We start from the raw sequence: 23,493 nt of genomic DNA, 5'->3' as shown, positions 1-23,493 counted from the left end.
GCGGCGCAAACTGCTGTTCGCATCGAGCGTATGTTTCGGCAGCAACGCCGAGGCTGGGCAGTAGAAGCGGAAGCAGGCACCAAAAGGTCCGACTGGCATGAAGCCACAGTCGCCATGAAAGCATCGTCGGTACTCGAGTCGTCTGGTCGAAGCGCGATTCTTATCTATGAGCGCCGACAAGTCTCCTGTTTTAGCCGATGTTTGTCAGCGAATGACTACCCACAAAATCGCGCGCGCTGCGGAAGGGGCTGCTTATAATCGCGCACGATTTTCCGGACGATCATATGGGATGACCACGCCCTTGCCCCCCGCGGACAACGAGCGCCTCGTAGAAGAGTTGCGTGCGGCGATTGCGGCTCGGGACGAGTTCATTGCGATTGCAGCTCACGAATTGCGCAATCCCATGACGCCGATCGTCGGGCAAGTGCAGCTGCTGGTCTCCCGCGCGCGCCGCGAGCAGGTCTCGCCGGCTTTGCTCCATGGCCTGGAGCTGTTATCGCAAGCCGTCGACCACTACGTTCAGCGCGCCACCGCGCTTCTCGAAATCACGCGACTCAATGCGGGGCCCGTGCGTCTCGAGCCCAGCACCTTCGACTTATGCGAGCTGGTGAGCGACTGCGTGCGCAAATACGAACCGCTCGCCGCGCGGGCCGGCTCGACTTTGCACTGTGAGCTCGACCCGCCGGTGTCCGGCACCTGGGATCGGCTCGCCACCGAGCAGATTCTGGATAATCTGGTCTCCAACGCGATTCGCTACGGCGACGGCGAGCCGGTCACCGTCCACGTGGCCAGCGATCCGGCATGGGTGATGGTGCGAGTAGTCGATCACGGGATCGGTGTCGCGCCCGCCGATCGCGAGCGGATCTTCGAGCGTTTCGAGCAGGCATCCGGAGCGCGCAGCGGCGGTTTCGGCATTGGGTTGTGGTTGTCGCGCAAGCTGGTGGAGGCGCAGGCCGGCACGCTGGAGCTGGAGAGCGAGCCGGGTGTGGGCTCCACGTTCATCATGCGGTTGCCCCGCGATGTCACCGCCACACGGTAAACTCGGCTGACATGCTTGGCTCAGGAGGGTTCACGGTCACGTGAATAACAAAGACACGAATCAGGACACGGGACTGGAGCGGATCGCCACCGGCGTGCCGGGTCTGGACGAGGTGCTCAAGGGCGGCTTTTTCGAAGGCGCCGTCTACATCGTGCGCGGTACGCCCGGCGCCGGCAAAACCATTCTCGCCAACCAGATCTGCTTTCAGCATGCCCGCCAGGGCAAGCGCGCGCTGTTCGTGACGCTGCTGGCCGAGAACCACGCACGCATGCTCCAGCATCTGGAACAGATGAGCTTCTACGATGGCCGTCTGATTCCCAAGTACGTGTACTACATCAGCGCGTTTCGGGTGCTGGAAGAGAACGGCCTGAAGGGAATGATGGATCTGCTGCGCCGAGAGATGCGCGCGCACGAGGCGACCATCCTGATTCTCGACGGCCTGATCGCGGTCGAGGAAACCAGCACCTCGGATCGAGAGTTCCGGAAGTTCATTCATGAACTGCAGGCCCACGCGGCGACGGCCGGCTGTTGCACCTTGTTGCTCACCAATGGTCGGCGGGGGGAGTACCACCCGGAACACACGATGGTGGACGGTCTGATCACTCTCGAAGACGTTCCTTATGGCAAGCGTCGCCAGCGCGAGCTGGAGGTGCGCAAATTCCGGGGCTCCAGCAGCCTGCGCGGCCGGCATCCTTTTCAGATCACCAACGACGGTCTGGTGGTGCATCCCCGGCCGGAGTCGCGCTTCCTGCGCAATGCCGGCGTGGAAAGCGATCGCCAGATTTCCACCGGTGTCGAGCAGCTCGATCGCATGACCCAAGGCGGCTTGATCGCCGATACCTCGACATTGCTGCTCGGTGCGTCGGGTTCGGGCAAGACGACGCTGGGCATGGCATTCCTGCAGGAGTCGAGCAAGCAGCAGCCCGGCTTGCATTTCGGCTTTTATGAATCGCCGCAGCGGCTGATCGCCAATGCGCAGCTGCTGGGCATCGACTTGCAATCGCTGGTCACGGCGGGTCATCTCGAAGTGCTCTGGCGTCCGCCCATCGAGCGCATTCTCGACAGTCTCGGCAACGAGCTGATTGACGCTGTGCGCCGACGCAAGGTGCGACGGCTGTTCATCGACGGCTGGGGCGGCTTCGCCGCGGCCGCCGAGACGAAGGAGCGACTTGGTCCGTTCTTCGCCGCGGTCTGCAACGAGCTGCGGAGCTTGAATGTCACGACGGTGTGCGCGGTCGAGACCGATAACCTGATCGGCCCGGATATGAGGTTGCCCATCGAGGGGATCTCGGCGATCACCGAGAACATGATCATGCTGCGTTTCTCGGAGTACCAGGGGCGGCTGCGCCGGCTGATCTCGATCATGAAGATCCGGGGCGGTGGGTTCGACCACTCGCTGCGCGAGTTCGACATCGGTCCGCAGGGGCTGCGCTTCCTCGACACTTTCGAGAATGCCGAGGCTGCGCTGTCCGGCTTCGCCAAGCACGCCGAGCACGCCAGCACCAGAAGGCCAGCAAGCTCGCGGGCGCCCATCAAGAAAAAGCCGGCTAAAGGACGACGCGCGCCCGCGCGACGTCGTGGTAAGGCTTAGGCATGCAAACCGTGCTGGTCGTCGATGACGAGTTCGGCGTCGCCGAGGTGCTGCAGTCCATCCTCGAGGATGAGGGCTATCGCGTGGTGACCGCGATCAATGGCAAGCAGGCCCTGGCGCGTCTGGGCGAATTCAAGCCCGATCTGATCATGCTCGACTACATGATGCCCATCATGGACGGCACCCACACCCTGAAAGCGATCCGTAACGATGCCGCGCTCGCCAGTATCCCCGTGATCATGATGAGCTCGCTCGACGAGGCGGCAGTGCGTGAGACCTGCACCGGCTACAACAGCTTCCTGCGCAAGCCATTCCGCGCCGTCGCGGTGCTGAATCTCGTCGCGCAACTGCTGGGCAGTCCTTCCTGAGATAGCGGGATCAACAGCCTGCGTTCTCCAATATCTCACGCAGCCATCGCGCGGTATCGTCGATCGCGCGATTGCTGATAGCCGAGATCGACATGGCTTCAAGGAAGCTGTGTGACGCCCCCGGATAGAACGAGGTCGTGACCTGCACGCCGGCTTGTTCGAGTTGATCGGCGAGTCGCCAGTTCTGCTCGGTGAGGATGTCGCACTCGGGAATGACCATGAACACCGGCGGCAAGCCCCGCAGATCGGCGTGCACTGGGCATACGAGTGGATTACGCGCCTCGTCCGGGCTGTTGAGATAGTTGTTCCAGAAGCCGGCCATCTCGTCCGCGCCCAGCATGTAGCCTTCGTGGCCGTAACGCTGTAGAGCTTGGGGAGCGCTGTGCGTATCGGTCACCGCGTAAGCGGTCGCCACGGCCCGTACCGCGTTCGACTCGCCTTCATCGCGCAATCGCAAGGCAGTCGTGATCGCGAGATTGCCGCCGGCGGAGTCGCCGCCCAATGCGATCCGATCGCCATCGATGTTGAACTCGGCGCCATGTCGACGAGCCCATCGCACCACTGCGGCGACCTGCTGCTGCGCCACTGGGAATTTCACTTCCGGCGAGAGCGCGTAGTCGACACCGATCACCACGACATCGGCGCGGGCGGCGTATTCGCGCATCAGCCGGTCGTGAGTATCGATACTGAAGGTTGTCCAACCGCCACCGTGCATATAGATGAGCGCCGGTTTGCTCGCGCGCTTCGACGGGTTGTGTATGCGCACCCGCACGTCGCCGCTCGGCGTTGACACCGAGCGCTCTTGCCGTTGCGCCATGGTTGGGCCGCCGACCGCCCAGGGCGCGCGCACCTGTTCACAGGCGCGTCGCATTTCCGATAGCGGTAAGTTGTTGAAATCCGGGTAGCTGGCGAACGCCTGGCTCACCTTGGTAACGAACTGGCGGACTTCGGGATCGAGATCGGCGCCGCGCGCCGAATCGATTGCGGGGGTCTGATAGCTCAACGTCCTTGGTCTCCGGGCCGGCGCCATGTCTGGCCAGCCGGTTTTGTGGTATCACTGGCTGCGGGGGAGGAAGCTAACAGTCACCAATGGGTGTGCCGTCGCCGATGGAGCAACATTCATCTCGTCCGGGCCAGCGCCGCGGCGCTGTCAGAACTTCGCTCGATCGCGCGTCCAGTGAAGCGGCTCGCAATGGGCCTCCGCGCAGCACGCGGAGCATCGACTATCAAGACGTGCCTCGTCCAGTCGCCGCCATGGCGGACGAGTACGAGTCGGGTTCGACGCAGCCTCGGCATTCGCACAAGCGCGCACAAGTGCTGTACGCGATCTCCGGTGTGACTTCGATCACCACCGATCACGCCAGTTACATTCTGCCGCCGCAGCGTGCGTTGTGGATTCCAAGCGGCGTCGCTCATGAGATGACTTGTCGCGGACATGTGTCGGTGCGCACGCTCTATATCGACGAACGCGTGCGAGGCGATCTGCCCGCAGCGTGCAGAGTGTTCGAAGTTTCCGACCTGTTGCGTGAATTGATCCTGGCCGCCGTACGCATGCCCGTCGAATACGAGGAGCAAGGGCGCGACGGTCGCGTGATGAGGCTGATCCTCGATGAGATCGTCAGCGCTCCCAGCATCCCGTTGGATATTTCGATGCCGCAGGATCCGCGTCTGCTGAAAGTCTGCCGCGCCATTCTCGACGATCCAGCGCACGCCGATACATTGGACGACTGGGCGCGCGTGGCCGGCATGGGGCGCCGCACTTTCACTCGGATGTTTCGTCGCGAGACTCAGATGAGCTTTGCCACTTGGCGTCAGCACGTTCGGCTGATGGAGGCGATGTCGCGGCTGGCGACCGGGGAGCCGGTGACAGCGGTGGCCTTCGATGTGGGCTACAACAGCCCGAGTGCGTTCACTGCCATGTTCCGCAAAGCCTTCGGGGCAGCGCCGACGCGTTATATCAACGAACAGACCTAAACGTAGACCTGGCGTTCCGTGCTCGGAACGTGGGACGGTCAGGTCGACCGCCCTGGCCGGTCTAAGCGCAACTCGACTCACCAGCCTCCGCAGCGTGTCCGCATACGCAGCGCCAGCGTTCGCTTACCGCCGGTATTCGGCATCGGCTTGAATCTCGCTCATGATAGCGCCCCCGTTGCCGCCGCCGGGACCGCGAGGACTGTTTGTGAAATCGATTTCGACGCCCGTGACGAGCTTCGACAGTGTGTCGCGAGGCTATCGGTTCTATGTGCTGGCGTTGTTGACGTTGGTCTTCATCATCAACTTCGTCGACCGACAGGTGCTGTCGGTGCTGATCGAGCCCATCAAACGCGAGCTGCAGTTGACGGATACACAGCTCGGGCTGCTCTCCGGACTCGCCTTCGCTTTGTTTTATGTGACGGCCGGTGTGCCGGTGGCCAGGCTGGCGGATCTGCATTCGCGTCGCAAACTGATCACCGTGTGCATGATCGTGTGGTCGTCGATGACGGCGCTGTGCGGAGTGGCAGCCAACTTCGTGCATTTGTTACTGGCACGCATCGGCGTGGCGATCGGTGAGGCGGGCTGCGTCGCCCCCTCGCATTCACTCATATCCGATTACTTTCGACCGGCGGATCGCCCGACGGCGTTGTCCATCTATTCGGCCGGGGCATCGGTGGGGATTTTTCTGGGCCTGCTGGGTGGCGGCTGGCTCGCCGAGCTCTATGGTTGGCGTGCGGCGCTGGTGATCATCGGCTTGCCTGGCATCGCTGTCGCCTTGATCGTGTTGCTGACGGTGCGCGAACCGGTTCGCGGCATGTCGTTGCCCGAGTGCGCTGCGCCCGCCACGCAAGCGCCGGTCCACTTCTGGTCCGATATGGGCAAGTTGTTACGTCGGCGCACGCTGTTGTTCATTGCTGTCGCCGGCGGCTTTCAGTCCATGGTGACGTACGGTGTGTCCAGTTGGTTGCCGGCGTTCTACATGCGCGTGCATGCAATGAGTCCATCGCAAGCGGGCGCGACACTTGCCGTCATCACTGGCCTGATTGCGGGGCTCGGCGCCATCGTTGCAGGCAGCATCACTTCACGTTTGTCGCGCACGGAGCGACGCTGGCTGCTGTGGGTGCCAACGATTGCAACGGTGATTGCGACGCCGTTATATGCGCTCGCGGTGCTGACTCCATCCGCGTCCGCCAGTTTGATGTTGCTCGTGCCCGCTGCATTCACGAGCATGATGTATGTCGGTCCTGCGCTCGCGGCAACTCATGGTGTCGCCGGTGTGAGCTTGCGAGCCACTGGCGTTGCGTTGACCTTGTTCGTGAGCAACCTGCTTGGCATCGGTGGCGGTGCGCTCGTGGTCGGCATGGTGAGCGATGCATTCATTGCCGAAGAGCCGACGGTCTCGTTGCGCTACGGGCTGCTGGCGGTGCTGCTTGCAAACATTCCCGCCGCCGTGGGTTATCTGTTGGCCGCCGGCAACGTGCGGCGCGACTGGCACGAGTAGCTCCGACTTGTACGCGGGTGCCGACCGGTCCTATAGTCCAGCCCCGCGGGGTTGGATGGAAAGGAGCTCACAATGGCGTGCAGGGCCCGATTGTTTTATCCCCGCGTTGCGGCGTTGCCGTTGACTCTGATACTGGCGCCTTCGAGTTGGGGCGCCACGCAAAGTTCGCAGGCGTCGGCCGGAGCGAATGCCGACTCCGGCCAGATCGAAGAAGTGCTGGTGAGCGCTCGGCGCCGCGGCGAAGAGCGCTTGCAGGATGTCCCTATTGCGGTGAGCGTGCTGTCCGAAGAGACCCTGCGCAAAGCGGGCGTCACGGAACTGTCCGAGGTCGCCAGCCGCACGCCGAGCTTCACGTTCGGCCAGCAGATCGGCAATCAGCAGGAAATCGTGATCCGTGGCATCGGTACGTTGCGATTGACAGGTTCCGCCGCGGAGCCTTCTGTCGGCTTGTTCATCGATGAGGTGTATGTCGGGCGCCGAGGCACCGCGACGCCACCGCTGTTCGATCTGGAGCGCGTCGAAGTCGTGCGCGGTCCCCAAGGAACGCTGTACGGAAAGAACGTGGTTGGTGGCGCGGTCAACCTGCTGACCGCACGGCCCAGCAACGAGACGTCCGCGCGCGTGGCCGTTTCCTACGGTCAATTCGATGCGTTCGGCGGGCGCGATCTGTGGGAAGGTTCGGGATACCTCACCGGCGGGTTGAGCGACACTGTGGCGGGTCGACTGGCCGTCTACTATCGCAAGCATGACGGCTATTCCCAGAATACTCTGCTCAATGAAGCGCTCGACGATCAGGATAACTATGCATTGCGCGGCTCGTTGTTGTTCCAGCCCAGCGAGGCGCTCGATATCCAGGTAGTCGCCGATTTCAGTCACAACGAGAGCAACGGGCAGTCGCGGCGAGCTGTGGATGATCCGTCGCTGCCGGGAGTGGGCGCCGTCGTGGGATCCGGGTTGTTGAGCGACAACGTGCGCGAGAGCGATGCGCCGTGGACTCAATGGGAGGACCACGACGTGGCGGGGCTGACTGCCCGCATCGACTATCGGCTCGGCGGCGGGCACACGCTCACGTATCTATCGGCCGTGCGTCATGGCGATTTCAGTGGCCGGTATTCTCTGGTGGGCACGCAGTCGCCGCCGTCGCTCACCGACGCAGCCAACGCGCAGCGCGAGAAATACACCGGTATCACTCAGGATTTGCGCTTGAGTTCGTCGGGCGACGGTAGTGCGCTGAGTTGGGTGGCGGGCCTTTACTTTCTGCGCGAGGACACCGACGTCGTCGATAACAGCATCGCCACCACCTTCCTCTCGGTGCTCGGTCCGGGCAGCGTGGGTGACATTCTCGACGGCGAGTTCATCTACGATCAGGAGAACATCACCAAGAGTTCGGCCATCTACGGTGAGCTCACCTGGACCATGAGCGAGGCTTTGTCACTGACCGTGGGCGGCCGCTACACTTACGACGACAAGAACTATCGCAACCGCTCTGAATGTCTGGACTTCGGCGCGCAGCCGGATTTCGTGTTCTGCGTCGCTCCTCTCGGAGCCGAGGTTTGGAACGTTCGCACCAGCAAGAGCTGGAGCGAATTCACGCCGCGCGCGAGCCTGGACTGGCGCGCGGCCGACAACGCGCTGATCTATGTGAGCGCGGCTCGCGGCTTCAAGGGCGGCGGATGGCAAGGAAAGCCTGGCACGGCGGCGGCCGCATTGTTTCCGTACGACCCGGAGATCGCCTGGACCTACGAAATGGGCGCCAAAACCGATTGGGCAGACGGCCGCGTCCGCGCCAACCTCGCGGTCTTCCATACATCGTTCGACGATCTGCAAGTGGAACAACTCGACGATGCGGGCCTGACGCTGATCATCGACAACGCGGCCTCGGCGCGGATCAATGGAGTGGAGTTGGAGCTGTCACTGCGACCGCTGCCCCGGTTGCAGTTGTGGTTGAGCGGCTCCTATCTGGACTCGGAGTATCGGGACTTCACCGACTCCGCCGGCATCGATCTGTCGGGCAATCGCCTGGCGCGAACGCCGGAGTTTCGTTTCACGGGAGGCGCCGACTACACTGTGCCCCTCAACGATGCGCTCTCGCTGGGGGCGAGAGTGGAATATCAATGGCAGGACGAGATGCCCTGGCTGGTCGAGAACACGGTGTTCGAGGACTCTTTCGGATTGCTGGATGCGCGCCTCGCGTTGCAGTCTCACGATGCGCAATGGGAAGTGGCGTTGTTCGGCAGGAATCTAACGGACGAGCTGTATCGCGTGGACGCCATTCCGTTCCTTGGCGATGTCTTTTCTCGCTTCGGCGCGCCGCGCAGCTACGGCGTTCAGTTCACAAAAACATTCTGACGTGAATCCTCCCGCAGAGATCCTCGAAGCCGACTATGTCATCGCCGGAGGCGGGTCCGCAGGCTGCGTGCTCACGCGCCGGCTCATCGATGCGGGTCACAGTGTCATCTTGCTCGAAGCAGGCGGCGACGATCGCAGCGCTGCTGTGTATGTGCCGGCAGGTTCGGCGCGCTTGGTCGGCAACGCCATGTACGACTGGAAGTACGAGACCGAGCCCGATCCGTCCCGGAACGGTCGCATCGATAGCTGGCCCTCGGGCAAGGTTCTCGGGGGCGGCAGTTCCATCAATGGCATGATCTATCTGCGGGGCATCCCCGCCGACTACCAACGTTGGGTGGAGCAGGGCGCCAAAGGCTGGAGCTTCCCTGAAGTGCTGCCTTATTTCCTGCGTGCCGAGCGCAACGAGAATGGCGCCAGCGAGTTTCATTCGGACCAGGGTCTGCTAGGCGTGGCGAACCTGCGTGTGAAACATCCGTTCAACCGTCTGTTCGTCGAGGCTTGCGTGGCTGCCGGCATTCCGCGCAACGATGATTTCAACGGAGTGACTCAGGAGGGCGTTGGCTACTACCAAGCGACCCAAAAGGGCGGGCTGCGATGTAGCACCGCGCGCAGTTATCTACGGCCGGTTCGTGATCACAAGAATCTCCGATTGCTGATGCGCGCGTTTGTCAGTCGCATAAGAGTGCGAGCTGGCGTTGCTGAAGCCGTGGAGTTCGAACATTACGGCGTCAGCAAAGTAGCTGTCGCGCGGCGGGAGGTATTGCTGGCGGCCGGCACGATTGGCTCGCCGAAGATCTTGATGCTCTCGGGCATCGGATCGCGTCGCGAGTTGGATCAGCACGGTATCACCTGCATCAACGAGCTCGCCGGCGTTGGCCGCAATCTGCAGGACCACCCCGGCATCATCCTCAGCTACGATGTGAATATGCGCACCATGAACGTGGAGGTGCATTCCAAGTGGCGCTTCGGTCTGCGCGCGTTGCAGTTTGCGCTGATGCGTCGGGGCCCTGGCACCACGCCTATTTCTCACGTTGGTGTGTTCTTTCGCACGCGTCCAGAGCTGCCGGCCTTCGATGCGCAGGTTCACTTTCAGCCGTTGGGCTATGAAGTCACGGCCCATAAGGTCATCCTCGCCGAGGCCAATCGCGTCAGCCTGGCTGTGAATGTCAGCCGGCCGCAGGCGCGGGGTGCGATTCGGCTGCGTTCGTCGAACCCACAGGACGCGCCCATCATCGAGCATCCTTTGTTGGAGTCCAACGCGGACGTTCGAACGCTGATCGACGGTGCGCGTGTGATGCGCGGGATATTCCATTCGCCGCAGCTACGTGAGCACGTCCAAAAGGAATATCTGCCCGGCGAGGCAGTGACCACGGATGAGCAATGGGAGGCGTACGTGCGGGCGGCCTCGTTCGCGATGTATCACCCGGTGGGCACGTGTCGGATGGGCGATGTCACCGATCCCAATGCCGTGGTCGATGCCGAGCTGCGCGTAAAAAACATCGCGCGACTGCGCGTGATCGACGCATCGGTCATGCCTAGTTTGCCTTCTTGTAATACGAACGGACCGACCATCATGATCGCCGAGCGCGCCGCCGAGATGTTGATCGGCGGCGCGAAGCGCCATCCCGTGTGATGTTGTTCAGCTCGGCGTTACCGATCGGCATCGTCGAGCGAGCGCTCAGGTCGATGCGGTGGGCCTGACTTTCCGACCCACCATGCGCTCCACATTTCGGATCATGTGCATGACCACATCGGTCTGCGACCAGCGCCCCATCGGCCGCCACCACAGCGCGGCCCAGGTGAGCAGGCCGCCGATCGAAAGCGCGGTGAAATCCGGATCGTCGAACGCGAATTCGCCGCGTTTCGCGCCTTCCACCAACAACGAAGACAGCTTCCGATCGAACTCCAGTTTCAGGTCCGCGAGCACCTGCCACTCCGCCGGTTCGAGGTTCATTTCCTCGCGCCGATATACCACGATGCATTGCTGATTCTGCAGCACTGCCTGCGTCACGCGCTCGATGGCGAGCCGCAATTTATCGCCGGGCGGCAGCTTGGTGGCGAGCGCTTCATCCAGCGCCGCGAGCGGCGAGCGGATGCCGATTTCGCAGATGGCGTTGAGGATCTCGCTCTTGTTGCGGAAGTAGGAATATAAGAATGGCTTGGTGACTTTCAGTTCGGCCGCGATGGTGTCCAGCGTGGTCGCTTCGTAGCCTTGCGCGAAAAACAACTCGCGTGACTGCTCGAGAATTCGCCGACGCTTGAATTCCTGAACTTCGGTCCGTAGTTCGTGCTTGTGCGACTGCACTTCGGTTTTCTTATTTGCCTTCGAGGCGCTCACCCGCGCAGCCATATTCATCCCTCAGCCAGACTCGTGCAAAAAAGCCTGTGAATGATGAGGCAGAACGACAGGCATCGCAATCAATCGCTGAGATGTATTGCTGTCGGGAAATTTGCCTAGCGACTGCACTCTCTCGCTTGCGACGCGCGTGGGTTGTACAACGCTTCGACACCTGGAAGTGTGGTGTGGAGATGGCATGATCGTGCGATCGGTGAACCGGCGGGCGCTTTGAAGTGTCTGCCTGCGCCGACCGGACGCCGGGGAGATTTTTCCAGCCCGCCGATACACGACTAGCTGCATTCCCGTCATGTTGTGGTAGGATGCGCGCCCTCGCGGCGACAGGCGCTCAATCGGACCCTCCGGTGACGCCCGAAACGCCCCGGGAGTGTCAGCGGATGGCTCGGTACAAGGTCGGGCAGGGCTCAGTAAGTCACTGATCCTGCTCAGGAAAACCTTAACCGCCAGCGCGGTCTCCGAGACCGCCGGCGATATCGCCGTCAGCGACATGGTCCCGCTGCCTCGAACCGGCTCGCGCAACGAGCGGCTCGCGGCGGCCACCGCAGTGCTGCGCCCGTAGCTCAGTTGGATAGAGCGCATGGCTACGAACCATGAGGTCGGGAGTTCGAATCTCTCCGGGCGCGCCATCTTCCCCAGCGCAAGGTCTGTTTGTACGACACGCCGTTGTCGTGCTGACGATTGCCACATCCCCACTCCTGTGCCTCCGCGAAGATTTCTCTCACGGCGCAGCAATTATTTATCGCGCTCTGTGATGCGCGACGCGACTTCAGAAAAGATGTCGGTCGAAGCGACGGTTCGCCGACTCCAGCGCGAACGCGGCCCAGTAGTAAGGATGTGATTGCGGCGACTCGAGCTGATTCAGCTGCGCTTCTCTTAGAGCCGCGGCGGTGTTGCCGTTCGTTCGTCGTAGCGCGCTGTAGAACACGCTCATCATTTCCGCGGTGGTTCGATCTGGAATGCTCCAGAGCGTGCCGATGACTGAACCGGCGCCGCCGGTGAGGAATCCATCGGCCAGGCTGCGCACGCCCCAGCCGGTGTAGTCGCGGCCGCGCATGGTCTCGCAGCCGCTGATGACCACCAGCCGCGACGAGAACCGATTCGTGAACAGCTCAGTGAGACCGAGGAAGCCGCGCTGCTTGTCGACTGCGGCCGTGGCGAATCCGACGATCCCCGGCGTCGCCGAGTTGTAGTAGCCATGAGTCGCAATGTGCAGAAGCCTTGCCGTTCGCGCTTCCGGCGCGAGCAGCGCCTGGCTCGTGGCGTCCGCGCCCATATATATTTTGACGCGACGATCGGCGAACGCCGCGGCGAGGCTCTTGGCTTCACGTCGCGCGCTCGGCAAGCCGGCGAGTCGCTCGGTCCAGCCCTTCGTCGCTTCGAGTTGCATCGACGCGAGCCTGACGGAGCGCTTGGTCGCTGGATCGGCGAACACGACGGCGTCATAAGTGGCTGGGATCGCTTTGTCGCGGCCGGTGTTTCGTGGCTGCCTGGCGTAGTAGCGCGCGATCGATTTGGTGCGCACGATTTCGAAGCGGCTCACGAGTGGCGTGTAGACATGCGGGTCGGAGCTGATGTCGACGGCGGCAAAGGGCAGCGGTTGTACCGCGTCGTCGGTCACGATGATCAAGCGACGTACGCCGTGCCGTTCGAGCGACGCATCCGGAGGTAACAACTGGCGGACGGCGGAGAGCGCCGAGCGTTGCCGCGCGAAACTCACATTCGCAACCTGCACGGTCGCGAGCGCTTCCTGCACGAGTTGCTGCGCCATCGAGCGGGGTGGCAGTGGGAAGAATTCAGTGCCGGAGCTGGTCGCAAGAATTCCGAAACTCACACCGTCCTGGACGAAGTAGCGCAGTACCGCGTCGCCGGCGGGAATCCGCGGCGGTCGCTTGCGTGCCATTGCTTCCAAACGACGTGGCAATCGGCTCGCCGGTCTCGATTCATGCCCCGCCAGATATGCGTCCCGCGCCAGGTCTCGCATGCGCAAGTGCTGTAGCAACTCGGCGTTGCCCATGTCGGGATTGGCGGAGGCTGTGTCGACCAGGTCCAGCTCGGCTGCGATATATCGATCGAAGCGTCGGATCGCTTCGGCTTCGAACGCCCGACCGATGACGCCGGAATGCTGGACGGCCACTGCGTCGGGTGGCTGATCGTAGTAACTCTCGAGCAACGGCAGGATGCGCTCGGGCGCCAGTTCGTACAGCGCCTTCACGTATTCGTTGAGCACGGGTTGCGCCTGGGCAAGCCACGCGAGTCCGTCGTTGTTGCTGGCGCGCAGCTCGGCGGCAACGCGCGAGATCAATTCTATTGTGGCTTCTCCCCGGGCGATGACGGCGGCTGTGTCGCGCTCGATCGCCTGGCGCCGAATCGCCTGCTCGGCGAACTGCAGACGCTGTGTCGGGGCGGTGAGATCGGTTTGTTGTCGAGCGGCCGATGCATCGAGCAGTGCCTGAATGTCGCGCATCAGTCCTGCAGCAAGGCTCTTGCCATGGCCGGAGGAATCGCCGAGCGCACTGTAATCGTTGGCGATTCTGAGCATCAGGATCTTCGCATCCAGCAGCTGTTCAGGCAGGGTCCTCGCATCGCGCAGCACTTTGCGTTGGAGAAGGTCCCGACTCTCGTCCAGCTTGCCCTGCGCCGCGTAGTCGCGCGCCAGTTCGATGGCCGCGACGATCTCGCGGTAGCTGCCGTTCTTTTGGAACAGCAACAGCGCGCTATTGTGAAGTCGCTCCGCATCTGCGTAGTTGCGCGCCTCGCGCGCCAGGCTGCCCAGTTTCAGTTGCGAGATGGCGGCTTCTGCGAAATCGCCTGTAGTCTGATCCAGCTCCAACGCCGCGGAGAAATAGCGCTGCGCCACCAGCGGTTCGCCGGTCTTGCGATAGGCGTCCGCGAGGCTGAAGTACAAATCGGCAAGCAGGGTGCGGTTGGCCCGTGGCGCGGCGATGACGATGGCCCGCCGTAAATGGTCCTTGGCTTGCGCGAACTTGCCGAGCTGGGTCAATGAATAAGCCAGGCTGATGCGGATATCCGCGAGCACTTCCGGATCGGCCTCGGCTTGCGTCAGCAGGCGCAGCGATGCCTCGATCACCTCGCTGGCGCGACGATGATTGTCCTGAAGTAAGTAGTAGAACCACAAGGGTTCCAGCCACAGCGCGTGCTGGATGGGATCGTCGCGGGTGCGATTCAGCCCGCGTTGGATGTCGGCCCACGCTTTGGGTACGTCGATTGCGCGCCGAGCGGCAATGTTCTGTGCGCGATGCAGGAGTGCGAAGGCTTGTTGGCGAGCGGCGTGCTCGTCGACAGGATCAAGCGCCTCTGCCTGGGCGCCGAAACACCACAGGCAGAGGGCGACAAGGCAAGCCCGTTGGGCCCACCTGCGATAGCGAGCCCATTTACAAGAGAACGAATGTGCGTGCGCGTCTCCTGTCATTCAGTTGCAGCGCGGAGCTTAGTTCGACGAGCGAGCTCGGCTCTTGCAGCGGCGCATAGGGGCGCCACGAAAACAGCGACGTGATCTTGAGCGGTTGCCCGTTGACAGTCTTGGTCCATTCGATCAGGTCCTGATGCACCTTGTCGCCATGGACATCGCGGCCGGTGGCGACCTTCCAGCCCTTCACCAGCCAGCCATGCATGTCCCGAGTGCCCGCTTCATCGATGCCCTCGGCGACCAGGATCGGTTGCGGGTCGGCGGTGGGACGGAACTTCAGCGCCCACATCACCTCCGCCATCTTTTCGTCCCAGTTGTTCGACAGCGCTTCGACCACGATCCACGGCTGTTTGGTCTTCGGATCCTCGGCGGCCACGTGCTTGAACAGTTGCGGCAGCCTACCGCGAAACCCCGGATGATAGAAATATAGATCCTCGACAGCGCGGTGATCGATATAACACGGATCCGTGATCTCGGTGGCGGCGTGCTTGCTCGTGGCCACCCAGGGTCGAAACGCGGGTGGGATCTCGTCGTCGGCCAGCCGGCGATAGTCGCGAGTGGAATCAGCCATGGTTTGCTCCTTCGTTGTTGGCGGTGGTGGGTTCCAGCAATTCGATCAGGTGGCGCATGCAAAACAGCCGCCCGGCACGGTCGTGCGTAGGCAGCGGGCGCTGATGGACCACGGCCACTTCCTGAATGCGGGCGCCCAGCAGTCCCAAGGAATCCAGCGCGTCTGCGAAGCGCAGTGGCCAGCTCAGCAACCCGGCCGCTTCGATCGAGTTCGCCAACACCTCTGCGCAGATCAGGCTGCCGAAGGTGCCGAGCCGCGCGCCGCCCGCTTCGACCGCGGCTTCATTGAGGATGTAGGGCCACAGGGGCAGGTCGGCGGCTGTGATGTTCGGCACGCCCACTAGATCGGGCGACAGCTGCATCTGCGGCGCGAGTTGGAATGCATTCGCCAGGTGGGGATTCTGCGACAGGAACTGCTCGACGATCTGCACTCCGGTGCCCGGCAAGGTTTCGCTCGCCGCGATGTTCTTTGCAACGATGTTGGTCACCTGACCGGGCGGAAAGGCGATCCGGGTCATCTTGGGTGTGATCAAGGTATCGATGGCGAGCGCGTCGGGCGTGCCGGTCGGCACGCCGGGCCAGCCGAAGAAGCCGCGCCAGGCAATGTGAAATTCCCTGGTCAGTGGCCGGTCGGCTCGAAACAGCTGTTCGGTGTCGTGCGGCTGGCCGGCGATCTCGTAAAAATCCCGCACCATGGAATGACCGAAGCGGAAGGCGGCCTTCGAGAACAGCAGCGGCACCGGGCTCAAGGGGAGGCCCAGCCAGTGCCGCTCGCCGCGCCGGAAATATTGCTCGAACACAGCGGGCGCCAGCAGCAACTGCAGGTAGTCCTCCACCACCATCAGCAGAAATACTTTGATCGTGAGCTCCCGCGCCTGCTCGAAGTTGCTGGCCAGGCGGTGATCGATCAGGAAATTGTGGAAGCGCTGCCAGAACAGATGCAGCTGCGCCACGATGACGTTGTCGTCGTTCCTCATCTCGGGAATTCGGGCCCGACCGGAAGCGTCGCGAAGCAAGTCGGGGATGTCGTCTTCACTGCGACCGATCACGAATCGGCCGCGCGAATCCAGAACGGCGGGCACCGTTGCGCCATAGAGACTGTCGAGATCCAGCGCCGCCGTTGGCTGATGATTGTTGCGCGGCGCGGCCTGCTCGGTGATGTCGTGCGCGATGAACTGGCCGAGATAAGTGTAGCCGGCGTCGATGGTCATCATCGTGGGGCCGTCGCCGGTCATCGCCTCGATCAGATCGGTTCTTTGTTGTGGTGTCAGCATCGTTGTTGCCCGTGGACGCGTGGCGGCTGCTGGCTAAACCTGTTACCGAGCGAGCCAATCTCCCACTGGCGTGAGGCAAATTCGCGATACTCGCGCGCGACAGCGGACACTCGCTCGCGCCGCGTCAGTGGGTCACTACTAAAGTTATAGTTGACACGCGCTCGCGCGCTCATTAATGTCTACTATAGTTCTAGTAGTGGCAGCGTCTCATGGATATCTATCTCACCGATCGTGAAAGTGACGTCATGCACGTGCTATGGGAGCGAGGAGCTTGCACGGTCAGCGAAGTACGCGACGGACTGTCGGACGACCTGGCCTATACGACCGTGCTCACGATCCTGCGCACCCTCGAATCCAAGGGCTACGTCGAGCATGAAGAAGAAGGCCGCACATATCGCTACTCCGCCACGATCGCGCAGCAGGCGGCGCGCAAGAGCGCGCTCAGTCATCTTGCGAGCAAGCTGTTTCAGGGCTCGACGGAGTTGCTGATGACACACCTGGTGTCGGACCAGAAGTTGTCGAAGGAACAGATCGCACGGCTGCGCAAGCTGCTGGACGACAAAGCCCACGAAACCAAGACTCAGGAATCCAAAGCGCAGGAAGCCAGGGCCGAAACCAAGGGTAGGGGAGCGAGATCATGATGCTGGCATGGAACGCATACATTCTGATCCTGAGCGCGGTGCTTGGCGTCACCGCGCTCGCGCTCGAGCAATTGAGTCGGCGTTGCGGCCTGGCGACGCGCTGGGTATGGGCAAGCGCCATGGTCGCTTCGCTGCTGATTCCGGCCGTGTTGCTGTTCGCGCCTGGACCAGCCGCGCCCCACTACGCCGCCGAGACGGCGCTTGTCGTACCGGGCATTCTGAATGATGTTTCTTTCGAGGTGCAGGGCTCAGATGCAGCTGTGTCCACCGCGCGTTCATCTGTCGCGTTGAATGCGGCGCTGCTCGCGGCTTGGGCACTGCTCAGTGTGCTGGTGATAGTTTGGTTTGCAATCAGCGGGCTTCGCCTGCGACGTGCATCTTCGAGTTGGACCGTACAGCGGGTGGCGGGAACGGATGTATCTATTTCGGCTGACCTTGGGCCTGCGGTCGTTGGCTTCTTCCCGGCAAAGATCGTGCTGCCCCGATGGATGTTGCAGACCGAAGCGTCCGTACAACGAATGGCGGTGCTCCATGAGAGCCAACATCTGTCGGCCCGCGATCCGCAATTGATTCTGGCAGCGCTGGTCTGCCTCGCGCTGATGCCGTGGAACCTGCCGCTGTGGTGGATGTTGCAACGACTGCGCACGGCCGTGGAAGTCGATTGCGATGCGCGGGTACTGCGTTCGGGCGAAGATGTAGTGACGTATGGTGGCGCCTTGCTGGCAGTCGCCGCCACTAAGGCACGCACGCCCATGCTCGCTCCGGCGTTGATCGAGCCGACGACGCAACTGGAGAAGCGCATCACGCTGCTAGGTGCGTCGGCGAGCGCACTTTCGAAGCCACTGGCGGTGACCGCAAGCGTCGCTCTGCTCGGCATCGCGGGTGGAGTCATGGCGCAAGTGGAAGCGCCACAACCGGTGCGACTGGCTGCCATCGCAACATGGGATTTGACGGGTCGTGAGGGAGCCAGGCTGCTCGACGCAGTGCTCGACGGAAGCTCCCGGCGTGCGTTGGAGCTCATCGAGGCGGGAGCGAACGTGAACTATCGACGCGGAGGTGACGGAACCCCGCTGATCGTCGCCGCCTATCATGGCGACTTACCCCTTGTGGAGTTGCTGCTCGCCAAAGGTGCGGACGTGAATCTGGAGTCGCTCGGCGATGGCAATCCGCTGATCGCCGCAGCGGCGCAAGGGCATGGTTCGATCGCAACGAAGCTGGTGGATGCCGGAGCAAACGTAAACGCGCTGGTCGAGGATGACGAAACGCCACTGATCAACGCGGCCCGTGGCGGGCATCTCGAGCTCGTGAAGTATCTGGTGAGCAAAGGCGCGGATGTGAATTTCTCCACGATCGCCAACAAAAATTCTGCGCCCGAGCGGCGCTCCGCGCTCAGCGAAGCGGAAAAATACGTACATCACGATATCGTGGAGTATCTGCGCGCCAACGGCGCCACACCGTGGATCAAGTAAATGCTGCTGGATGCAGAACAACTCGAAGATGGCGCGCTGCTGGAAGCTAAAGTCATCATCGCCGGCGGCGGCATGGCCGGCTTGTTGCTGGCCCGACAACTCGGCGATGCCGGCATCGACGTGCTCGTGCTCGAATCCGGCGGTCAGTCGCAGGACGCACGCGTGCAGTCAATGTATGCGGGCAAGATGACGCTTGGTGGGCCGAGCAACTCCCAGCGCACCATGGACGGATATCTGATCGCCTCGCGAGTGCGATGCCTCGGTGGCTCCGGAAACGTTTGGGGCGGAAAGTGCGCGCCGTTGGATCCGCTCGACTTCGAGCGACGCGACTGGATCGCTCACTCCGGCTGGCCGTTGACGCGCTCGACCATGCAGCCCTTCTACGATCGTGCCTGCGATGTATTGGAGCTGCCGCATTTCAGTGTCGACGCGCAGGCGATGACCGGCGCGCCGGAGCCGTTGTTTGCAAGTGGTCCGAGGAGGTTCACTGCGCGCCCGCGCGGCTATACGCGCTGTAGCGGCGCAGTTGCCAACAGCACTTACCAGGACTACAAGGTGGCAGCCGCGAACCACGAGCGCGTGCGGATCTATCTGAAAGCCAACCTGACGCGGATCGAAATGTCCGAAGACGGTGAGCGTGTGGCGGCACTCGATGTTCGTTGCTTGAATGGTCGAACGCATCGGGCGCGCGCCCATACTTACATCCTGGCGATGGGTGGCATCGAGAACGCCCGCTTGTTGCTGGCGTCGAGCGATGTCCATCGCAATGGCATAGGCAATCACTCTGATTGGCTGGGCCGCGGCTTTCAAGGGCACGCAGTCATCGAGAAGGAAGGGCAGACCTCTGTGCAGTTACTGCGCAACTCCGCGGTGCTGGCGCCCTTCGACGTGATGAATCGCAGCAAGGTGCACATCGTGTTGGGCGCGTCAGATGATACGCAGCGCGCTCTCAGAGGCGTGAATTTCACAGTCACGTTGCCACGTGCCATCGGTGCTGTGACCGGTGCGCCTGCGGCTGCATTGGCGGTGGCCAAAAAGCTTGCGAGTGCATCAACAAGCGAACGTCGCGAAGCGTACTTCATGATCGAGCACACGCCCAATCGCGAGAGTCGCCTGAGTTTGATCCGCGACGAGCTGGATGAGTTGCAGATGCCGCGCGTGCGGCTCGACATGCGCTTCGGAGCCGCGGAGCTCGACCGATTCATGCCAACGCTAGCGATGTTTGCCAGCGAGCTGGGTCGCTGCGAAGCGGGGCGTGTGCAATGGCGCGGCGGAGCAGAGGATTTGGTTGCTTCGATGTCTCTGTCTCGTCATCACATGGGTGCGACCAGGATGGCGGTGAGTGCCAAGAGCGGAGTTGTGGATGAGCATTGCCGCGTGCACGGCGTGCAGAATCTGTATGTCGCCGGCAGCTCGGTGTTTCCAACCAGCGGCATCGCTAATCCGACGCTCACATTGCTGGCGCTGGCGTTGCGTCTCAGCGATCACTTGCGTGGCCGGATCAGCACATGAACAAACACATGGATCGTCGTGGGCTGTTGCGACTGCTGGCAGGCTTGGGCGCCGCGGTTGTCGTCGATCAGAGACTGGCGTTCGGCGCTAGCGCAACTTGCAGTGGCGTATTCGGCGAGCTCGATGAGGCTGCGATCGCAGAGCTCGGGCGCGAGTATCTCAGCCAAAGATCTGACGCCGCCGCGGTGGACGCCATCGCGAAGTTGCTGGCGGAGTCGCAGGATGAAGCAAAAACATTGGAGCAGTTGCGCGCAAGAGTGCTGGCCGATTTCACCGCCGGCCGCATTGTGAATCTCGCCGGCTGGTTCGTATCCGAAACCGAAGGATGTGTTTTCGCAGCCTTGAGCCGCTGCGCGAGTGAGGTGTGACCCAGATCACGTCGCGCGGCCGGGGGACCGCTAGCATCTCGCTGCCATCTGCACCTCCCTCCGGCAAGGAAGTCTCCAATGAAGAAGATTCTCGGCGCGGCCATCCTCGCAGTGCTGTCGCCGCTGGCGTGCTCTGACGATCTGCGTGACGCGCGCTCAGTCCTGAAGCAAATCGAAGGCGCGGTAGCACAGTCGACTGCTCGTTCAGAAGCGGTGCAACTGCTCGCCGACATCGATCAGTTTCGAAAGGAGTCTTCCCAACTCGCGCCGCGCGTCGCAGCTGAACGTTGGTTCGAGCAGTTGGATCGAGCCCGAGCGTTGCCCGAGGCGCAGCCTGACCTGAATCCTGGGAGCTTCGATTCAGACATCGCCGGACCCGTGAGTGTGCGCTCCATGTTCATGGCAATTCCCGCGCCCGAGGCGTGGCCAGAGATGCGCGCCATCGCTGGCGAGCGAATCAAGCGGATGGCCAATCCCGATGTGGCCGAACTCGCTATCCAGCTGCTCACAGATTCGTTGAATAACGATGCCGTGGCGGTGAAATCGACACTGGCCAGGCTGGAGGGCGCCGCGAATAAGCTCGATCCGCAAGCACGCAAGGAGATGATGGCCACGCTGGCCTTGGCGCGGTTGAATGTTGCATCCGTCTACGGTACGTCCGTAGATGTGATAGCGGCTTATGAGGCCACACTGAATTCACTCGACAAGGGAGTGTCGCTGGGGTCTTTATCGACGCCCGATCTGGTGGGAATGGTCGGCGCCGAGCGCGCGACGCCGCTTTTGCGCAAGGCTGTGACTGGCCCTGACGTCGTGCACATCCAAGGCGGCGAGGAAACACGTCGGCTTGCCCGGCAGCTCGCACTGGAAAGCATGGCGCAGATGCGAGTCCCACAATGGGGTCTGGTCGAGTCTATCGACGCCGCGCCGCTGTACGAAGCCATCGATCAGAAGTTCGGCGCCGGCGGTGATCGGGATCAAGCCGACGTTTATTATCTGCTGAGCACCATCATCCACCGGCAGCAGCGAAAGGCCGAAGCTGCGCTGGCGAAGATCCTTGCCACGCACCGGCTCAATCTGCCGCCGGCCGCCGTGAAGGCGCTACGCGAAGCGGGGCAAAGTGAGGCGCTCGTGGAGTTCCTGCACGGCGCGCTCTCCAGGCAGCCCGAATTGCAGGCCTGGAAGGTCTATATAGAACAAGCCTCGTACGTGGGGCGCAGCAAGCAGGCGTTGGCCCTGGTTCGCGAAGTGAACAAGCGGCCCGATCTTCCGGCTTATGTACGCAAAGAGCTCGCGCGCATCGAAGTGGAAGCGTTGCTTGCAAACAATCGCACCGACGAGGCGATTGCCTCCTTGCGCATGCAGATCGCTGCCGTGCCGGGCAACGACAAGGCCGATGTTCTCAACTATATCGACAACGCCACGCTTCTGGCGCGCATCGGTCGTTTGCTGGCGCGCCGGGATCTCGTCAGAGATGGGTTGGCCGCCGCTAGAACCGGCTTGTCGCTGGAGCGCGGACCGGACGACTACGAGCGCAAAGTGCGAGCACTCCGGGTGTATGAAACATATCGGCGCGCCGGTAACGCGACCGGCGCTCAGCAATTGGCAATAGCGGAGCTCGCGAGGGGGCCGGATGAAGAAGAGGCGGCGGAGCAGTTCGGTTTCGGGATCGCCGATGCCGGCAAGCGCGCCGCGCTGGTCGAGCTGGTGAGCATCTACGTCGCGGCAAATCGCCCGCATGACGCATTGGCGCTGTTGCGGGAAGCGAAGCAGTGGGGTGCGAGAGACCTCGGCGACTTCCTTTCAGACAACGATTCGCTGGGCACCCCGATCGGTTATGCAGCCGCGCGAGCGCTTGCTGAGACGGGCGAGCGCGAAGCCGCAGTTCGCGTGCTTCGAGCGCTGATCAACGAGGCGCCTGGTTACGACGCTGGGTACGAGCTGCTGGTAAAACTCATGGGGCAGCAGTCGATCGCGGAGCTCGATCGGCTCTACGTGCGAGATCAATTCGAAGAACGTCCCTTGATCTGGAAAGCCCGCGTGCTGGCCGACTCGAAGCGGCTGAAGGAGGCCGAGGAAATCATCCGTCGCGCCATCGAGATCGATCCGTCCGACGGCGAGCAGCCGGCCAATGATCGGCTGCGCGCTTACGCGGTACTTGCGGATATCGTTGCGGCGAGCGGCCGCGAAAAAGAGGCGGCGGGCTATCGTCAAGCGCTCGAGGCGATCCGAATCTCGGAACGCGCCGACCAGTTCCATGCGGCTGGCCTGTACGATCGCGCCTTCGCAATGTATCGCGATTCCTTGAGCCGGTTCTCGGATGCGTATTGCATTCAATCGCGACTCGCGGTCCAGCTGTCACGCCAGGGGCGCCATCAGGAGGCCGTCGCCCATTATCGTCGCGCTTACGAGCTCATGCCCGATAGCTTCGGTCAAGTCGAGAGTCATTGCTTCGGCTGCGAGAACGTATTCGCAGACCCTGATGCGCAAAGCATCGCCGAGCAGGTCTTCACGCAGGCGTTACAGCGCGATCGGCAAAAGCCGCAGGCTCACTACCTGTTGGGCTATCTGCGCAAGGAGCAGGGCCGATATGCCGACGCGCTGCAGTCGTTCCGTAACGCCGTGGCGCTGGACGACGGTTATCTCAACGCCTGGAAACAATTGCATGCGTTGGGCGAGCTGACCTATATCGAGCCGGCGGAGCGCGAAATCTTCCAACTGAAGCTGCTGCAGCTCGATCCTCGTCAACGTCACGTGCGATACGATCTGAGAACCGTCCGCGACCTGGCGAAGGTGTGGCGCGAATTGCAGAAGCAGCAGGTCTCGCCGGCCACCGGCAACGAAAGCACTTTCCGTCTGACGGCGAACGCGCGCAAGCTGGACGACGCCATGGCGGGCTTGCCGCCGGAACTGCGCGCGCAAGCCGAGATCATGGCCAGTTACGCAGCTCGTTTTAAGGACGCATATGCAGCCCGTGATGCCCGCCGCTTCGTTGCGGAACATGCCATGACGCGGTATGTGATCCAGATGTTGGGTGCTGAAAACGCCTACTACTGA

Annotated in this window: 17 protein-coding genes and 1 tRNA gene; 13 read left to right on the top strand and 5 right to left on the bottom strand. The window is 62.3% G+C overall.

From position 1 onward, the window contains the following. The first annotated feature begins 289 nt into the window (after window positions 1-289). The 3 genes from JM946_RS01605 to JM946_RS01595 are packed head-to-tail and all read left to right on the top strand — an operon-like array spanning window position 290 to window position 2,998. Window positions 290-1,039: a sensor histidine kinase gene (locus tag JM946_RS01605; RefSeq protein WP_203165391.1), complete on the top strand. Its 750-nt coding sequence runs from the start codon at window positions 290-292 to the stop codon at window positions 1,037-1,039. 40 nt (window positions 1,040-1,079) lie between these two features. Further along, window positions 1,080-2,630: an ATPase domain-containing protein gene (locus tag JM946_RS01600; RefSeq protein WP_203165390.1), complete on the top strand. Its 1,551-nt coding sequence runs from the start codon at window positions 1,080-1,082 to the stop codon at window positions 2,628-2,630. Window positions 2,631-2,632: 2 nt separating this feature from the next. After that, window positions 2,633-2,998 (top strand): response regulator, encoded by a 366-nt coding sequence (locus tag JM946_RS01595; protein WP_203165389.1) that lies wholly within the window; start codon window positions 2,633-2,635, stop codon window positions 2,996-2,998. A gap of 10 nt (window positions 2,999-3,008) precedes the next feature. Here the strand turns inward: JM946_RS01595 and JM946_RS01590 are convergent, their stop codons facing one another. Continuing rightward, window positions 3,009-4,001 (bottom strand): alpha/beta hydrolase, encoded by a 993-nt coding sequence (locus tag JM946_RS01590; RefSeq protein WP_203165388.1) that lies wholly within the window; start codon window positions 3,999-4,001, stop codon window positions 3,009-3,011. A 230-nt stretch (window positions 4,002-4,231) separates the two neighbouring features. Between JM946_RS01590 and JM946_RS01585 the strand changes: the two genes are divergently transcribed. From JM946_RS01585 to JM946_RS01570, 4 genes are all read left to right on the top strand, one after another. After that, a complete protein-coding gene (locus JM946_RS01585; protein ID WP_203165387.1) occupies window positions 4,232-4,972 on the top strand; it encodes an AraC family transcriptional regulator in 741 nt (246 codons plus the stop codon). A gap of 205 nt (window positions 4,973-5,177) precedes the next feature. Next, complete coding sequence (locus JM946_RS01580) at window positions 5,178-6,473, top strand: spinster family MFS transporter (protein ID WP_203165386.1); 1,296 nt, start codon at window positions 5,178-5,180, stop codon at window positions 6,471-6,473. 72 nt (window positions 6,474-6,545) lie between these two features. Further along, window positions 6,546-8,822, top strand: a complete 2,277-nt coding sequence (locus JM946_RS01575) for a TonB-dependent receptor (protein ID WP_203165385.1) — start codon at window positions 6,546-6,548, stop codon at window positions 8,820-8,822. 1 nt (window position 8,823) lies between these two features. Then, a complete protein-coding gene (locus tag JM946_RS01570; protein ID WP_203165384.1) occupies window positions 8,824-10,455 on the top strand; it encodes a GMC family oxidoreductase in 1,632 nt (543 codons plus the stop codon). Between the two features lie 45 nt (window positions 10,456-10,500). On the opposite strand, the gene JM946_RS01565 is transcribed toward JM946_RS01570, so the two are convergent. Next, window positions 10,501-11,172 carry a TetR/AcrR family transcriptional regulator gene (locus JM946_RS01565; RefSeq protein WP_218042545.1) on the bottom strand — a complete coding sequence of 224 codons (672 nt, stop codon included), beginning with the start codon at window positions 11,170-11,172 and terminating at the stop codon, window positions 10,501-10,503. Window positions 11,173-11,727: 555 nt separating this feature from the next. On the opposite strand from JM946_RS01565, the gene JM946_RS01560 reads away from it, so the two are divergent. Further along, window positions 11,728-11,804 (top strand) — tRNA-Arg (locus JM946_RS01560). A gap of 140 nt (window positions 11,805-11,944) precedes the next feature. Here JM946_RS01560 and JM946_RS01555 read toward each other — a convergent pair. The 3 genes from JM946_RS01555 to JM946_RS01545 all read right to left on the bottom strand — a co-directional run bounded on the left by JM946_RS01555 (window position 11,945) and on the right by JM946_RS01545 (window position 16,449). Beyond that, window positions 11,945-14,314 (bottom strand): CHAT domain-containing protein, encoded by a 2,370-nt coding sequence (locus JM946_RS01555; protein WP_203165382.1) that lies wholly within the window; start codon window positions 14,312-14,314, stop codon window positions 11,945-11,947. Between the two features lie 256 nt (window positions 14,315-14,570). Further along, window positions 14,571-15,176 (bottom strand): hypothetical protein, encoded by a 606-nt coding sequence (locus tag JM946_RS01550; protein WP_203165381.1) that lies wholly within the window; start codon window positions 15,174-15,176, stop codon window positions 14,571-14,573. Then, window positions 15,169-16,449: a peroxidase family protein gene (locus JM946_RS01545; RefSeq protein ID WP_203165380.1), complete on the bottom strand. Its 1,281-nt coding sequence runs from the start codon at window positions 16,447-16,449 to the stop codon at window positions 15,169-15,171. The genes JM946_RS01550 and JM946_RS01545 overlap by 8 nt, the downstream gene beginning before the upstream one ends. Window positions 16,450-16,658: 209 nt before the next feature. On the opposite strand from JM946_RS01545, the gene JM946_RS01540 reads away from it, so the two are divergent. The 5 genes from JM946_RS01540 (at window position 16,659) to JM946_RS01520 (ending at window position 23,493) form a co-directional block, all read left to right on the top strand. Beyond that, window positions 16,659-17,090, top strand: a complete 432-nt coding sequence (locus JM946_RS01540; RefSeq protein WP_203165379.1) for a BlaI/MecI/CopY family transcriptional regulator — start codon at window positions 16,659-16,661, stop codon at window positions 17,088-17,090. Continuing rightward, window positions 17,087-18,559: a M56 family metallopeptidase gene (locus JM946_RS01535; RefSeq protein WP_203165378.1), complete on the top strand. Its 1,473-nt coding sequence runs from the start codon at window positions 17,087-17,089 to the stop codon at window positions 18,557-18,559. Before JM946_RS01540 ends, JM946_RS01535 begins: the two co-directional genes overlap by 4 nt. After that, window positions 18,560-20,071 (top strand): GMC oxidoreductase, encoded by a 1,512-nt coding sequence (locus JM946_RS01530; protein ID WP_203165377.1) that lies wholly within the window; start codon window positions 18,560-18,562, stop codon window positions 20,069-20,071. After that, the gene (locus JM946_RS01525; protein ID WP_203165376.1) at window positions 20,068-20,439 is read left to right on the top strand and encodes a hypothetical protein; all 372 of its coding nucleotides are present in this window, start codon (window positions 20,068-20,070) and stop codon (window positions 20,437-20,439) included. The genes JM946_RS01530 and JM946_RS01525 overlap by 4 nt, the downstream gene beginning before the upstream one ends. 78 nt (window positions 20,440-20,517) lie before the next feature. Beyond that, window positions 20,518-23,493, top strand: coding sequence for a UDP-N-acetylglucosamine--peptide N-acetylglucosaminyltransferase SPINDLY family protein (locus tag JM946_RS01520; RefSeq protein ID WP_203165375.1), 2,976 nt, complete (start codon window positions 20,518-20,520; stop codon window positions 23,491-23,493).

This window comes from Steroidobacter gossypii, from assembly GCF_016801985.1.
Classification (GTDB): Bacteria; Pseudomonadota; Gammaproteobacteria; order Steroidobacterales; family Steroidobacteraceae; genus Steroidobacter; species Steroidobacter gossypii.
The sequence above is the reverse complement of the archived record's forward strand: the minus strand, read 5'-3'. Positions and strand labels throughout refer to the sequence as shown.